Raw genomic sequence first — 13,615 nt, forward strand, 5'->3', positions numbered from 1 at the left:
CATGCGCCCTTGTGACGGCATACAGCACCGGGAAAATATTATCGATGCCTGTGTCATACGGGCGCGACATGCCCTTACCTTGCCCAGGGTGCCGGTGTTCGTGACCACCTTGTGTCGAGTGCGGCAGGGGGAAAAACTGTTGCAATGGGATGACCGGGAAATGCGCGCAGGGCCTCGGCATCTGATTCTGATGCCGGCCGGGCGCGAGCTGGGTATCTCAAACTTACCCGGCCCTCAGGGTCACTACATCGCCGATGCGGTGACCTTTCCCGTCTCGACATTGCGTCAATTCAGCAGCCGATATAGCCAGCAGATCAAGAGTGGTCGCGGTGCACTGAAGAGCGATCTATGCGTTCCCCTGGACAGGCACACCACCCAGGCATGGGAGCAGTTGCTGGTCGCCATCCATGCAAACGCCCCGCAGGCACTCTGCACACATTATGGGGAAGCGGTGCTGCTGAGCCTAAGCCTTGGCGGCCAGGCCGGACCTCTGCTGATGGGGCGCAACGATCCATTGTGCGAGCGGGTGCAGCAGCTGGTAATGGCCAGCCCGGAGAGAGACTGGACGGTTGCGAGCATCGCACAGCACATGAACCTGGGGGAGTCGACCTTGCGTCGCCAACTGGCGAACGAAGGGAATAGTTTCAGGAATATTCTGGAGGGCGTTCGACTGGCGACAGCATTACAACGGCTGCAAACAACGTCTCGCCCGATCGGTGAAATTGCCGGCGCCTGCGGCTACGCCTCGGCCTCACGTTTTGCCGTGCGCTTTCGCTCACACTATGGCCTGTCACCCCGTGAGTTGCGGGCAGCGATTTGAGCATTTGCGGGAGGGCTTTCCCCAGTCTGCCGGCCGGCAGTGCGAGCCATGTGACGTTTATCGGTGGGTACCGGACCAGACTGTCTGGCGATAGTGCTACTGTCTACGCAGCACCCCCGGAGCCTGCTGGATGACTCATCAAACTTCAGTTCACCCCATCGCAACGCCTGCAGCCGGGTCAAGCACTGAAAAACCGCGCGTTCACCCACCTATGTGGCATGGCAATCCGGACTTACCCACCCTCGGCAGCACTGGGGCGGCCATTTTGGGTTTCTGCGTTGTGCTGCTTATGTTCCTGCTGGTCATAGGGGTGATGGTGCTGATCTTTTTCGGCCTAGAAGCGATGCAAGGCGCATCGTCCAGCGATGGGGCGAGTCTCACCACGTCGCCTCTCATCCTGTTCATGCTTGGTTTTGTTGTGCTCATGGGGCTGGTTTTCGCGTGGATGTTCTCTGCGTCCAGAGTGCTGGCCTTCACCTTTGACGAAAACCGGCAACTGCTTACTCTCACCGTCACCCGTCGCGGCCGTAAACCCGCCGAAGTGCAGGTGCCCTTTAGCGATATCATTTGTATCAGCCCTTACCTGCTCGCCAGTTATGACCGCCATGGACATTTCAGCGTCGTGTATCAAGGGCCGAGGGGCAAGGAGTTCGAATATCGATTGGCTGAGGGGACTTCTCTGGAAGACATGGAATTTCATGCCGCATGGCTGCGCGCAATAATAGGCGAACGTATGCATGAACCAATGAATCTGGACAAATGAACGAAGCACCTCCGAGCACTATCACCTTTCAATCGCATCGATAATCGCCCCGCCGTCAGCGCCATCCAGCAAATACCCACGGCGTCGAATGGATCGAAACACGCACCGGCAGTGTCACCTTGTGCCAGTTTGGGCGCGTCCATTCGTCTGTTGCCCGGCACTCTGGGGGGCATGGTGTTTCTCAACCTTAAGCACGGATATCCCGAGCCCAAGAACGGAGAGCCAGCATGGAAATCAATGAGAATGCCCCGGGCAACATTTCACAGCAGGCTGTTACGCGCGGCACGGACAACGAGACAGGGCACGACCCGAAGCGTGATGAGGATAAGATCCCGCTGCCGCCGGACGACGATGCACCCCTTGAGGAGGATATGTCTGATGTGGACGCTGCCGATTCAGTGGCGAGCGAGCACCCTGACAACTGAGGTGTTTCAGATCAACGAACCCGGCCGGGGTGTCGCAGGTGGCTGGGAATCCGAAGGCGGCTGTAAAGCCGCCTTCTGGGCGATGGCTACCGGGCGTTCAGCCCGTCGAGAAACTCGGTGTGTTGCAACGTCCTGGAAAACATCGGCAGCGTGAAGCGTTCTGCGGCCTGTTGTTGTTCGTCGGTGAAGGTCGCGGTGCAATCGATCAGGGTCACCACGTTATAGCCCTTCTCATAACCTGATCGTACCGTGCCTTCGACACAGCAATTGGTCAGGAAGCCCGCCACCACCAGGGTCTGGATGCCGTTGTTGCGCAGCACCAGGTCCAGGCCCGTGGTGGCGAAACCGTCCAGCCCGCGCTTGCCCTCCACGAGGATGTCGCCGTCTTCCCGGGTAATCGCCTCGCTGATGTCGGCACCCCAACTGCCGGTGCGAAAGGCGCTGCCATCGGCAACGCCCTTGAGAATCCCGTAGTCGCGGGTGGTCAGCTCCGGGTAGCCCTCGGCGAACTGGATCGGCAGGTGGATGATCTTCACGCCGAGCGCGCGCGCCTGTTCAACCGTGGTGGCGGTGTTCGCGAGCATATTGGACGTGTGCATGACGTCTTTGACGGCGTCATGGAACACGCCGCCTTGGGTGGTGAAATCGTTCTGGTATTCGATCAGGACCAGGGCGGTGGTGTGTGGGTTCATGTCGGGTCTCCGATAAGTGGGTCGAGCAACAAGCGTAGAACAGCAGGCAGGGTTGAGTGGGGCGGCAGTCAAACACAAAACTATGGCTCGGAACGCCGCATCCGTTCACAGACCGCGAGCAAAGCGGGCACTTTGATACTATGCTCATTGCCAATGCGAGCCATCTACGGGTTTCAATGTTCGGCCGCCAAGGGCACCGACCCTGGCAAAATCATTGACGTTGGCCAGCAGCCTTGTATCGGCAAGACAGCCGGTGGGCGGGCTTCAGGCGTTTTCAACGGCTCACGCAACAACCCGCACGCGGCATACAGGGAAACGTTCAATGCCTGCCTCAAACCTCACCTGCTCGAAAATCTCCAATGTAGGGGCCAACGGCTCCAACCAGAACACGCCGTCGATCCAGGCTGTAAGCCGGTACGGGTGGATGACTGTTGGTAAATGCCAAGCACGATGGAGAACAGCATGAACACCCAGTCGATCCACAAGACCTTGGGGCGCTTCGCCGGCTGCGTGGCGGGGCTGGCGATAGTTGCCGCCAATCCGGCCCAGGCTGCCGCCGACGGCATCGCCAGCGGCCCTACCGCGAGCTACAGCATTGCCTTCAGCAATTCCTACGCAGGTAGCGATTTTCGCAAGGTGATGGTGCGCAACTGGCAGGAAATTGCGCTCCAGGCGCAAAAGGAGGGCTTGATCCGTGAGGCTCCCGTCGTCAGCGCCAATAACTCGGCTTCGGAACAGGCGGCTCATATCCAGGACATGATCGTCAAGGGCGTCGATGCCATCGTGATCCTCGCTGCCTCCGACACGGCCCTCAACGGGGTGATCCGCGATGCCTGCAACGCCGGCATCGTGGTGGTCGTCATGGCCAGCCTGGTCACCGAGCCCTGTGTCTATACCGTGGATTACAACTGGTCCGCCATGGGCCGTGTGGAAATGGACTACATCGCCGAGCGCCTGAAGGGCAACGGGACATTACTGGAGATCCGCGGCATCGCTGGCGATGCCACGGATAAAAACATCAGCGATGGCATTCGCAAGGCCGCCAGCGACTATCCGGGCCTGAAATTCGTCAAGACCGTATACGGGAACTGGACGGCTTCTGTCGCCCGCAGGGAAGTCACGCTGGCGCTGCCGTCGCTGCCCACCATTGATGCCGTGGCTACCCAGGGTGGCGACGGATATGGTGCGGCCATGGCGTTCAAGGCGGCGGGTCGCCCTTTACCGATCATCGTGATGGGGAACCGTCAGGACGAACTTGCCCTGTGGAAACAGGAACGCGATGCCAATGGCTACGAGACCGTCTCTGTCTCTGCCTCCCCGAGCGTCTCCCAGATGGGGTTCTGGGTGGCCCAGCAGATACTGGCGGGCAAGCAGGTGCCGAAGTTCGTCGAAGTGCCGCTGGTACGTATTGATGCCAAAGACCTGGACGCCTGGCTTGCCACTATGCCGGTGGGCGGTGCCGCCAATCCGTTCTACGGCCAGGCTTCCGTTGCGGCGATGATCGATGCGGCCATCAACCATACGGCGCCGCCGGCGCCTTTGCCGGAGGTGACGAAACAGTAGCGGCGGGCTAGGAGGCGAGGCCCCATGTTGACATTCAAATCAGCCACGGCCAGGCCTATTGCCGTCAGGATCGGCCTGGCGGTTGCCGCACTGGTGTTGCTGATGCTGGCGGTATCGCTCGTGAACCTCTACGGCCTGCGAGGCATGGTTCGTGCGGTGGATTCCGCCAGCCATTCCGCGGAAATTCTGGCCTCGGTCAACGGGGCTACCGGGCGGGTGGAAAACTTCATTGCCACCCGCGACCAGGACAGCGTGTCCCAGGCCGAAGGCTTGGTCGCGACGGCTATCAACGGCCTTAACGCCATCCCGGCGGCAGAGGCGCAATCGCTCAAGGGCAGCCTGGATAGGCTCGCTGCGGCGATCGCGTCCTTGCGGGTGGCGACGCTGACCATGGATGGCGAAACCGAGAATATGACCGCCCATTACGCTCGGATGCGAGAGGCGACGGCCCTCGTTGAACAGGGCATCGCCGCTGGGCTGAAGGGCCTGGACTCCCGCGCCGCCGACCACCAGGCGCGGGTGAGCAACGCCCAGAGCGCCCATCGCATCCTGGATATCCTGCGCAACGGCGAACGTATCATTACCGCCAATGTGGCCCAGGTGCTGGTGACGGGTGATGGTGCGGCCGCCACTGCGGCGCGCAACGCCTGTGCGGCGCTGCCGCCTGTGGTCGAGCAATTGCGTGAGTTAATGGGGGCGCCGCAACAGGTGGAGACCCTGGAACAGTTGGCGACGGCGGTGGCAGCAGCCAGCCTGGCGCTCGAGCAGCTTGGCGAGTCTCCCAGGCTCCGGGGCGGCGAGGCTTTGCGGCATCTGGGGGCTGTTGGAGGCGTGGCAGAGCGCCTTGAAGTCATGTTGGCTGAAGTGGACGAGCACATTGCCCATGACGCCAGTGACATTCAGGCCGCCATCGGTTTGCTGCAAAACGCCGCCGCGTTGTCCAAGCGTTTCGCCGAACGTGTTGCCACCCTGGAGGCGCAGACCTTGTCGTTTCGCCTGGCGCCGTCGGCCGAGGTCGCCAGTTCTGTAGGCGTCATCCTCGATGAACTCTCCCGTCTCGCCCGGGTTCTGCCTTCGTCTGTGGGGCAGCAGGCCAGCGCTACGCCCCTGACGGTCAGCGATCAGATTGCTGGCTACCGGGCGGCATTTGCCGGGTTCCATCAGGCGAGCAACGCCTTGGGCGACGCGCGCGACCAGGTTCGTATCGAGGCACGCAGCGCTGGCCTGTTGGTTGCGCGCTTCGCAGGCGAAGCGCGTTCAGACGCCTTGGTCCACAAGGATCGCGGCATGCTGGCGACAATAGTCGCTGGCGCCGTCGCCATCCTGCTGGCCGGAGCCATCGCCTGGAGCACCTCGCGGTTTGTCGCGCAGCCCATCGTCGCCCTGGCTTCGGTCATGCGCCGGCTGGCTGCCGGTGACTTGACCGCCGAAATCGCCAGTGCTGGACGCGGCGATGAGATTGGGATCATGACTCGCGCCGTCCGGGTGTTCCAGGAGAATGCCTTGCGCATCCGGGTGCTGGAGGCCGAGGCCGAAGCCGAAAGACAGCAGGTACAGGCCTCTCTGGAGAGAATGGTCGCCGAGCGGACCGACACGCTTCACCGACAGACCGAGGTGCTGGAGGCGCAGGCGGTTGCACTTATTCAGGCGCGCAACCAGGCCGAGACGGCCAACCAGGCAAAGAGTGATTTCGTCGCCACGGTCAGCCACGAACTGCGCACCCCTTTGACCCTTATTCTCGCCCCGTTGGAGCAGCTCTCGGTGGCGATCACGCCGCCGGCGGACTGGCGCGTGCAAATCGAGCGCGCACAACGAAACGCACTGCGCCTGATGAACCGCGTGAACGATATCCTTGACTTCTCCAAGGCCGAAGCAGGCAAGTTTGAGCTGTGTCCGGCGCCCGTTGATTTGAACAAGGCGGTGGGTGTGCTGGCCGAGGACGCCGCCATGGTGGCCAAGGGCAAAGGCTGCACGTTGACCTGCAGCATCGATCCTGCCCTCGGCACCGTGTTCCTGGACCCCCGACACTTTGAGAAGATTCTGCTCAACCTGGTGAGTAATGCCATCAAGTTCACCTCTGCTGGCGGTACGGTGCATCTGGCAGTCACTGCGCTTGATGACGACCGATTTGAGCTCGCGGTGCAAGACTCGGGCATTGGCATCGCGCCTGACAAATTACCCCTGCTGTTCCAGCGTTTTTCCCAGATCGACAATTCCGCCACGCGGCATTACAGCGGTACAGGCATCGGCCTGGCCCTGGTCAAGGATCTGGTCGAACTGATGGGGGGCGAAGTCAGCGTCAACAGTGAGCCTGGAAAGGGGTCGTGCTTCCTTGTTCGATTTCCTCGAGGAACCGAGCAAAACACGGTGCCGACCGAAGCCGGTCATCTGCATGAGGGATCGTCATCCACCGCAATGATCACAACCGAGCAGCGCCACTTGCTGTTCGACGACGGCCGCCGTGGCAGTAGCAACGACCAGGCGTCCATGGGCGATGCAGACAACGAGCAGCACCCGGAACGCACCTCGCAGTCCAGGGTCCTGGTGGTCGATGACAGCCCGGAAATGCTTGGCTACCTCAGCGAGCTTTTGCGCGACGACTACAGCGTCGTCACCGCCGCTGATGGAGAGCAGGCCTGGGCCATGCTGCAGCGTCAACCGATCAATGTCGTTCTCTCGGATGTGATGATGCCGGAGCTTGACGGCTTTGGCCTGACCGCCAGAATCAAGGCGAGCGCCGGTTTTGCCCATCTGCCCGTCATCCTGTTGACCGCCCGCGGCGGCAGCGAGGCTTGCATCTCCGGGCTGGAGAGTGGCGCCGATGACTATATCGCCAAACCTTTCTCGCCATTGGAGCTCAAGGCTCGCGTACGCGCGGCGCTACGCATGAGCCAGGTGCAATCCGAACTGAATGCGAAATCCCGTCAGGCGGGCATGGCCGAGATCGCCACGACGGTGCTGCACAATGTCGGCAACGTCCTCAACAGCGTGAACGTTTCGGCCGAGTTGGTCAGCAGCCAGATGCGCACCTCCAAGGCCCAGGGCCTGGGCAAGGTGGCGCAGATGATGAACGAACACATCCATGAGCTGAGCGATTTTCTCACCCAGGACCAGAGGGGAAAGATGCTGCCCGACTACCTGCTCAAGCTGGCGCAGGCGGTGGCGGCAGAGCAGCAGGGCATCATCGAAGAGCTCGAGCAACTCACCAAAGGCATTGACCACATCAAGACCATTGTCGCTGCCCAGCAGTCCTATGCCGTTGCCGTCAGTGTCGTCGAGACAATACCGGTCTCGGAATTAATCGATGATGCCTGGCGCATGAGTGCCGGCTCACGGATGAATCAGGAGGTGACGGTGGTCAAGGACATTGCCGACTTGCCCCTGCTGTCGCTGGACCGGCACCGGGTGCTGCTGATTCTGGTAAACCTGATCAAAAACGCCAGGCAGGCGTTGGACGGCGTGGTCGATCGCAGCCCGTGCATCACGTTCAGCGCCTCCCTTATCGGTGACGGAGCAGTCTTGCGTATCACGGTGGCCGACAATGGCAACGGGATTACGCCAGAGCACCTGACGCGTATCTTTTCCCATGGCTTCACGACTCGCAAAGACGGTCACGGTTTCGGCCTGCACAGCTGCGCGCTCGCTGCACAGGAAATGGGTGGCAGCTTGACCGTGCACAGCGACGGGGAAGGGCAGGGCGCAACCTTCATCCTCGAGATCCCTCTTGATGCGCAGCAGAGTAAGCGATGAGTATCGAACAAGCGCCCTATGGGCTGGGCCGTGGATAAAGCCCTATCAGGTTCGATTTTCAAGCCAGCTGTGCGCTCCCACTCAGTTCGAATCTCGGGGGCCGGTCTTATCAGCAACCGTCATTTTTCCGTGCTGGTCGTTTTCGCGTCATTTGACGCCTCTTTTTGAAAGCGCAGCAGGGTATCGTGATACGTTTTTCTTCGACGATGGTCCGTGTCATAGCCGCCGTTAGCGGCGACAGTGCCGGCTTGAATATGGTCCAGATAACTGAACAATCTTCGTGCTGACAGAAAGCTGATCGCATAACCCAGCTTGACCATCTTGTCTTGTAGAGCGTATCCCGGTACCCGGTTATCCATCATGAAGCGCAAGTTATGTTGTTTAATTACATCGCAGTTCCATAAGGTGCAAAAACTTTTCAAGTGGGTTTCTCTGAAAGGCTTGGGGTTTTTAGAGGGTAGCCCCACGTAACGCATGAGCGTTCGGTAGTGGTACTTCATCAGTCGAGTACCGAACCGCCAGGCAGTTCTTAAAAAACCGCGATTGATCTGTTCTGTACAACCGACTGCCACTGTACGCGGCGTTGCAGTACTTTGGCTCATCATCATGCTGAACACATCGGTATCAAATACAAATGTGTCCGTATGAAGCAGGAATAAGTACGGAGTTTCAACGTATCCCAAAATCAGATCAAGGGCTTTACCATGCGCGATGTATCCGGCCTCTCGAGGGTGGGGAATCCGCTCTACCAAGTTGATCCAGTCAAGTGTCCGCAGGTAGTGGGTGCTTTCATCGGCGGAACCGTTATCCACTACCCAGACCGGAACTTGATGGTATATAGCGTAGTCGCGTAGCAATCCTAAGCAAAGGCGTGTCATGTGCAGCGTTTTATAATTAACCAGGGCGATACTGTACGAGGCATGTTTTGCCGAATGAGCGTTGTCGTCAGGCATTAGTCAAACACTCCAGAATGATATATCGGTAGTGCGTCGTTTTCGACTGGGCCGGCAGGCTTGATGGTGCGCCATCACCTCATGAGTGGCCGGGGGCAGGAGAGGCGCATCAGCCAAGCTTAATAGGTTGCTCTGTTTGGTAGCGTTAATTTATGGTTAAGGTGGGTAAATAACAGAGTGGGAAGTAACTCGGAGTGCTCGTGGTATTTACCATTACCTTACCGACTTCTGACATTTTTCAGGCTGGCTACGTCGTAAGCTTGTTCGTGATAGTGCGCAGTAGTGCTGGCACTGCGTAACCGATAAAAGTGGAGATGGTTATGTTGAGTAAACAATTCGCCAATGGCCCGTGTGCGTCTCGGCAGCTGGAAATATCTGGCTTGCACCAAGACAGTCTTCAGGATCAATTACGTAAGCTCCTCGGTCATGGTTTTAATCTGGTGTTATTTTGCAGCAGCGGCCAATATGGTGGTCGATACTGCCATGTGCAAATACACCATGACAAAAGTGGGATGGAGCTTGAGTTGCATGGCGTATTCGACGAACGCTTCGTGCATGAGGCGTGCCTGGCCATAGAGGAAATAAAGAAGCAAGTGCGCTTGGCGATAGGGCCACTTCGAGGTATACCAGCACCTGCTCGGAGAAAAGCACATACAGCCCGTTATTGACGAATTACACGGGCTGGCGAAGTTACGCCGCACACGCCAACGGCGGAGCAATCAACGGTCCCAATAGCGCACTGGTCATGGGCTGACTGCACGTCAAGTCAATCATTGGTGCTTTCTTCATCCCTGAGTTGCCGACTCATGGCATCGCAGCTCTGCGCCCACGAGGTCAGCCATTCCGGCATCTCTGGCGACCGTTTGGGCAGTCCCAGTTCTCGAACAAACTCGCTTGGCGGAACAATACCTTTCGCTGAACGGAATAGACCTCGCATTACGACAACGCCGATCACTCTGCCTTTACTCACAAATCGATGCTCCATGAAGCTCCACTTGTCGTCCCAGCCAAGCATCCTTGTGTGGATTTCAAACGCTTCAAACAGTCTAAGCTCGCGACGAAATTTACCCCAAGTATCTCCGACGATGGGCAGCGCCTTTGCTCTAATAGCTACTCGATAGGCGCCACTGCGCAAAACGAAATCCATGCGTCCGACATCGGCCAGGGTGAAATATCGGCCGTTGGTGACATGTCGATTGAAGTCGAGGTCCAGTGGCCAGACGCGCATTCGGATAACGGTCGAATCCAGCGCTTTTGCCGGTTTGCGCCAAGGTCGGCGAAGCAGCATGAGGAGAAGTCGAAACCAGAGATTCATACAGACGCCGATAGTTGAATGATTGGCGTACTTTAAAGTGCTGAGGGCTGAGCCAGGTAGGTCCCTAAATGACTTAATTCTGCGCAAAAGTACATTCCGATCACTCATTCTATGGTTTAAGTCTTTCGAGCGGGTTTCGCCGGCCTCTATCGCGCTATCTGCGGCCTGTGGTTTTCGCGACCTTTGTCTACCATCTACGCTCCAGGCTGCTGTCTGCGGTCGAAAATCGATTCAGTAAAATCTGCTGGACGGCTTTTAATCAGTGTCATCTATCTCAGGTCCTCTGTTAGATTAAATATATATAGCTTGCCGAGTGCAAGTCAGTTGGAAGTTATAAAAGGGTTAAAAGGTCAGGCACTAAGCTGCCTTGTGCGAAAAAGCGTCATAAATAAAATTTCTTTTGATTCAATGGGCGAGAACAGGCAGTCAGTAATTTAAGAAAGTCAATATGCGAAATCATGAAGTTTTATTCATATGGGTGGCTGAGGAACCCTGATTTGCGATGCTTGATATTGCTGCAACCCTTCAAGTACATTTCATTTAATTTCCAGTATCAATGCTCACCAACAGGAAGTTATCCTATTCCTGCGCATATCAAGATGATATTGATGCGGTTGCGGCGACAGGAGCACACTGGATAGGCATATTTGCTGGTATCAATGAAACGTCACAGAAATATCGAATTAGAAAATCAAAAGCACAGATACAAGATCTCATTAAACGACGTGTGCTGTATGCAAAATCACTGGGCCTGAAAGTTCGCTACGCCGCCCGATTATCGGCGAGTACAGCTTCGTACATACCGCAAAACTTCATGTGACCGCCAGCTCCCGAAATAGAAACTGCTATCACTGGATAGACCCGGTTTACTTGAGCGAGTAAGCCGTGCCATGAATCTTATGCGAGCACCTCAACATGATGGGTCATGAGTGGTTGACAGGCGTCGGTCTGATTTTCCTCGGAATAATAACGGGATTCGTCGGGACCAACACCGGTGGGAGTGTTTTTTTGACCGTTCCGGTGATGATCTGGCTGGGGATTGCACCTCAGTCGTCGATCGCCACTGCGCGCCTGGCCTCGGTAGGCACCATGTTTGCCGGCCTGCGGCACTTCCATAACCAGGGAAAGGTCGATTATGCGCTGGCCTTTCCAGCTGCGGTACTGGGGTTGGTTGGGGCTCTGGCAGGCGCGAGCCTGCTTCTTCAAATAGATCCCGCGCTGCTGCACAAGGTAATTGGCGGGCTGACATTGCTGCTCGTCGCACTGTCCTTTATAAAAAAACCTAGTAGCGGCGAAACACCTCCCTCAGCGATCAGACGTCTGTTTGGTTATATCCTCTTTATACCCGTAGGAATGATCGGCGGGCTATTTGGTGGGCAAGCCAAACTCTCGACGTATTTGTTCATTATCTTTTTCAGAAAAACCATCAGCGAATCGGTGGGGACCCGCAAAGTCGGTGGGCTGGTTCTCTCCGCCGGATCATTACTGATTTTCGGCGTCAGCGGCATCATTGACTGGCAGTACGGATGTTGTTTGATTATTGGCACGCTATTGGGTGCAAATGCCGGCGCGAAGTTTGCCTTGAAGAAGGGCGACCAGTGGATGGAGGCAGTTTTCAATCTAGTCGTGGTCGCGTTGGCATTGAGGATGCTGTTCTGGTGACCAGATTGGATGGGTACTCGCAAATACGTAAATGGTCTCACCTGTTTGCCAAGCCTTCATCCACAAATGGTCATGTCCTGTCTTTTATGTATTCGATCTCACAGGGTGTAGGCGCAAGCTTTGGGTTTTGCTTGCCTGGCGGCGGTATCAGGGAGTGCCATCTAGTACATCACCCAAAATCGAACTCAGGATGTACTAGAAAAATGTTGGGGTGAAGTGAGTGTGAGGGACAAATGTTGGCAACAAAAAACCTGCACAAGGCAGGTTCTATGTGGGTTTCAGCGACTTCTTGGGAGGTCGTGGAACGTAATGATGGTGCCCGAACCCGGAATCGAACCGGGACGCCCTTACGAGCGGGGGATTTTAAGTCCCATGCGTCTACCAGTTTCGCCATTCGGGCGGTAGCGCGTTGTTACAGGGTTGGGAATATATAGATCCAGGCGCTTCGACGCAAGGTCGGTCTGCCGCTTTCTTGCATGGACGGCGCCTGAAAAAGCTTGGCAGATCAGTGATCTACATCGGCTTTAACAGGCGAACCGGAGGATTCCTACAGTACGGGAACAAGCGGTATAAATGACAGTCATAGCAATATGCCATCTCGGCAGTCTGGAAAGGAATCGGTTGATGCTCAGTGTTCGCAGGCGCTATTGGATGGTTATTGCAGGTGTCGTGGGACTGTTGGCCGGTACGGCACAGGCTGGGAGTGCGGTGAAGTGGGGGGATTTCAGCGCGTCAGGCGGTGATCGGTTGACGGGGACTTCGCTGGAGGCGGGCAATCAGTATGTGTTGAAGGCGTCGAGCATTTCGGTGGGGGATATTGAACAGCTGCAGGCTGCGCAGAAACGTACCGAGAGTGAGGTGCAAGGCCTGAAAGGCAAGCTGGAGGGGCAGGACCGCGCGTTCGATGAGTTCAAGCGCAGGGACGGTTCGAGCGCCAGTTCCAGTGACAGCCAGTTGGCGAGCCTCAAGCGCACGGTCGAGGATCAGAACAGCACGATCGAACGGCAGAAAAGCGATATCGAAGGTTTGAAGCGCAGCCTGGATGATCTCAAGCGCAGCGTGGATACCTTGAGCAGCAAGGTCAAGTAGCCTGGCCGCATGCGACATGCGGTCGGTCATGAGCCTGGATGCGGGTGTAAGGTAGGGCGTGCAACGCTGGGAAATCTCAGGAAAGCGAGGTGACTATGAGCGCTCCACTGCTGAAGAAGCTGCATCTGAATGGGTACGACATCGTGCAGGTCAATTTCGGGCCATGGCGGGTGTGTACGCCCCAGGATCGGCTGGCGTCCTTCAATTCCCGTGAACAGGCACTGGCGTATGCCGCCACGTTGCCGGGTTACCAGGCACGCAACAGGCCGGTGTCCAATGATGATTGATTGAAAACGAAGCCCCGGTTTGTCCGGGGCTTCTGCGTTTCTGCTTATACGAAAGGCTGTGCGCCGAAGCCGCGGGGCAGGCGCTGTCGCCCTGGCAGATCGGTCAGGCGCTGCGTCCAGGCACTGCGCCAGTCGGTGCTGGTGTGGGTCTTGGCCTGGCGCGAAGCACGGCGTGCGGCGTTGCGCTGGTTGCGGCGCGCTTCCTTGTAGGCATCGGTGTTGCGGCAGGTGCGGCACTTACCTGAGGTTACGACCCCCATGGGCGCAGCAGCGTTCGGTTTTGCCCCTGGACCTGT

Annotated in this window: 11 protein-coding genes, 1 tRNA gene and 4 pseudogenes; 11 read left to right on the plus strand and 5 right to left on the minus strand. The window is 57.5% G+C overall.

Annotated elements, in window-relative coordinates; all coding sequences use genetic code 11:
• Position 1: 1 nt before the first annotated feature.
• The 3 genes from BFQ01_RS25790 (at position 2) to BFQ01_RS25800 (ending at position 2,008) form a co-directional block, all read left to right on the plus strand.
• Positions 2-820, plus strand: a complete 819-nt coding sequence (locus BFQ01_RS25790; RefSeq protein WP_065927456.1) for a helix-turn-helix transcriptional regulator — start codon at positions 2-4, stop codon at positions 818-820.
• A gap of 130 nt (positions 821-950) precedes the next feature.
• A complete protein-coding gene (locus tag BFQ01_RS25795) occupies positions 951-1,583 on the plus strand; it encodes a hypothetical protein (protein ID WP_065927457.1) in 633 nt (210 codons plus the stop codon).
• A gap of 227 nt (positions 1,584-1,810) precedes the next feature.
• Positions 1,811-2,008, plus strand: coding sequence for a hypothetical protein (locus BFQ01_RS25800; RefSeq protein WP_027606646.1), 198 nt, complete (start codon positions 1,811-1,813; stop codon positions 2,006-2,008).
• An 86-nt stretch (positions 2,009-2,094) separates the two neighbouring features.
• Here BFQ01_RS25800 and BFQ01_RS25805 read toward each other — a convergent pair whose 3' ends face one another.
• Positions 2,095-2,700 (minus strand): cysteine hydrolase, encoded by a 606-nt coding sequence (locus tag BFQ01_RS25805; protein WP_065927458.1) that lies wholly within the window; start codon positions 2,698-2,700, stop codon positions 2,095-2,097.
• A 462-nt stretch (positions 2,701-3,162) separates the two neighbouring features.
• Here BFQ01_RS25805 and BFQ01_RS25810 point away from each other — a divergent pair, with 462 nt between their 5' ends.
• From BFQ01_RS25810 to BFQ01_RS33485, 4 genes and pseudogenes are all read left to right on the plus strand, one after another.
• Positions 3,163-4,263 carry an ABC transporter substrate-binding protein gene (locus BFQ01_RS25810; RefSeq protein WP_141691311.1) on the plus strand — a complete coding sequence of 367 codons (1,101 nt, stop codon included), beginning with the start codon at positions 3,163-3,165 and terminating at the stop codon, positions 4,261-4,263.
• 1,287 nt (positions 4,264-5,550) lie between these two features.
• Positions 5,551-6,600: pseudogene (locus BFQ01_RS33475) on the plus strand (sensor histidine kinase); the annotation flags it as partial.
• Positions 6,601-6,813: 213 nt separating this feature from the next.
• A pseudogene (locus BFQ01_RS33480) lies at positions 6,814-7,149 on the plus strand (response regulator transcription factor); the annotation flags it as partial.
• Positions 7,150-7,668: 519 nt separating this feature from the next.
• Positions 7,669-8,013, plus strand: a pseudogene (locus BFQ01_RS33485) (ATP-binding protein); the annotation flags it as partial.
• A gap of 119 nt (positions 8,014-8,132) precedes the next feature.
• Here BFQ01_RS33485 and BFQ01_RS25820 read toward each other — a convergent pair.
• A complete protein-coding gene (locus tag BFQ01_RS25820) occupies positions 8,133-8,966 on the minus strand; it encodes a glycosyltransferase family 2 protein (protein ID WP_065927461.1) in 834 nt (277 codons plus the stop codon).
• Positions 8,967-9,286: 320 nt separating this feature from the next.
• On the opposite strand from BFQ01_RS25820, the gene BFQ01_RS32495 reads away from it, so the two are divergent.
• Positions 9,287-9,634: a hypothetical protein gene (locus BFQ01_RS32495; RefSeq protein WP_137212286.1), complete on the plus strand. Its 348-nt coding sequence runs from the start codon at positions 9,287-9,289 to the stop codon at positions 9,632-9,634.
• Positions 9,635-9,732: 98 nt separating this feature from the next.
• Here BFQ01_RS32495 and BFQ01_RS25825 read toward each other — a convergent pair whose 3' ends face one another.
• Entirely contained in the window at positions 9,733-10,281 is a 549-nt protein-coding gene (locus BFQ01_RS25825) for a thioesterase family protein (protein ID WP_065927462.1), read from the minus strand.
• Positions 10,282-11,199: 918 nt separating this feature from the next.
• On the opposite strand from BFQ01_RS25825, the gene BFQ01_RS25830 reads away from it, so the two are divergent.
• Positions 11,200-11,943: a sulfite exporter TauE/SafE family protein gene (locus BFQ01_RS25830; protein ID WP_256097789.1), complete on the plus strand. Its 744-nt coding sequence runs from the start codon at positions 11,200-11,202 to the stop codon at positions 11,941-11,943.
• Between the two features lie 313 nt (positions 11,944-12,256).
• On the opposite strand, the gene BFQ01_RS25835 is transcribed toward BFQ01_RS25830, so the two are convergent.
• A tRNA-Leu gene (locus tag BFQ01_RS25835) sits at positions 12,257-12,343 on the minus strand.
• Between the two features lie 251 nt (positions 12,344-12,594).
• On the opposite strand from BFQ01_RS25835, the gene BFQ01_RS25840 reads away from it, so the two are divergent.
• Positions 12,595-13,032: a hypothetical protein gene (locus tag BFQ01_RS25840; RefSeq protein ID WP_235865590.1), complete on the plus strand. Its 438-nt coding sequence runs from the start codon at positions 12,595-12,597 to the stop codon at positions 13,030-13,032.
• 95 nt (positions 13,033-13,127) lie between these two features.
• Positions 13,128-13,319, plus strand: coding sequence for a hypothetical protein (locus tag BFQ01_RS25845; RefSeq protein ID WP_027606617.1), 192 nt, complete (start codon positions 13,128-13,130; stop codon positions 13,317-13,319).
• A 44-nt stretch (positions 13,320-13,363) separates the two neighbouring features.
• Here the strand turns inward: BFQ01_RS25845 and BFQ01_RS25850 are convergent.
• A pseudogene (locus BFQ01_RS25850) lies at positions 13,364-13,558 on the minus strand (hypothetical protein); the annotation flags it as partial.
• Positions 13,559-13,615: the final 57 nt, after the last annotated feature.

The organism is Pseudomonas sp. 8 R 14, from assembly GCF_900005955.1.
Classification (GTDB): domain Bacteria; phylum Pseudomonadota; class Gammaproteobacteria; order Pseudomonadales; family Pseudomonadaceae; genus Aquipseudomonas; species Aquipseudomonas marginalis.

Excerpts from the sequence above, each read along its gene's own strand:
- BFQ01_RS25790 (WP_065927456.1), top strand. The coding sequence starts at position 2 with ATGCGCCCTTGTGACGGCATACAGCACCGGGAAAATATTATCGATGCC.
- BFQ01_RS25795 (WP_065927457.1), top strand. The coding sequence starts at position 951 with ATGACTCATCAAACTTCAGTTCACCCCATCGCAACGCCTGCAGCCGGG.
- BFQ01_RS25800 (WP_027606646.1), top strand. The coding sequence starts at position 1,811 with ATGGAAATCAATGAGAATGCCCCGGGCAACATTTCACAGCAGGCTGTT.
- BFQ01_RS25805 (WP_065927458.1), bottom strand. The coding sequence starts at position 2,700 with ATGAACCCACACACCACCGCCCTGGTCCTGATCGAATACCAGAACGAT.
- BFQ01_RS25810 (WP_141691311.1), top strand. The coding sequence starts at position 3,163 with ATGAACACCCAGTCGATCCACAAGACCTTGGGGCGCTTCGCCGGCTGC.
- BFQ01_RS25820 (WP_065927461.1), bottom strand. The coding sequence starts at position 8,966 with ATGCCTGACGACAACGCTCATTCGGCAAAACATGCCTCGTACAGTATC.
- BFQ01_RS32495 (WP_137212286.1), top strand. The coding sequence starts at position 9,287 with ATGTTGAGTAAACAATTCGCCAATGGCCCGTGTGCGTCTCGGCAGCTG.
- BFQ01_RS25825 (WP_065927462.1), bottom strand. The coding sequence starts at position 10,281 with ATGAATCTCTGGTTTCGACTTCTCCTCATGCTGCTTCGCCGACCTTGG.
- BFQ01_RS25830 (WP_256097789.1), top strand. The coding sequence starts at position 11,200 with ATGGGTCATGAGTGGTTGACAGGCGTCGGTCTGATTTTCCTCGGAATA.
- BFQ01_RS25840 (WP_235865590.1), top strand. The coding sequence starts at position 12,595 with ATGGTTATTGCAGGTGTCGTGGGACTGTTGGCCGGTACGGCACAGGCT.
- BFQ01_RS25845 (WP_027606617.1), top strand. The coding sequence starts at position 13,128 with ATGAGCGCTCCACTGCTGAAGAAGCTGCATCTGAATGGGTACGACATC.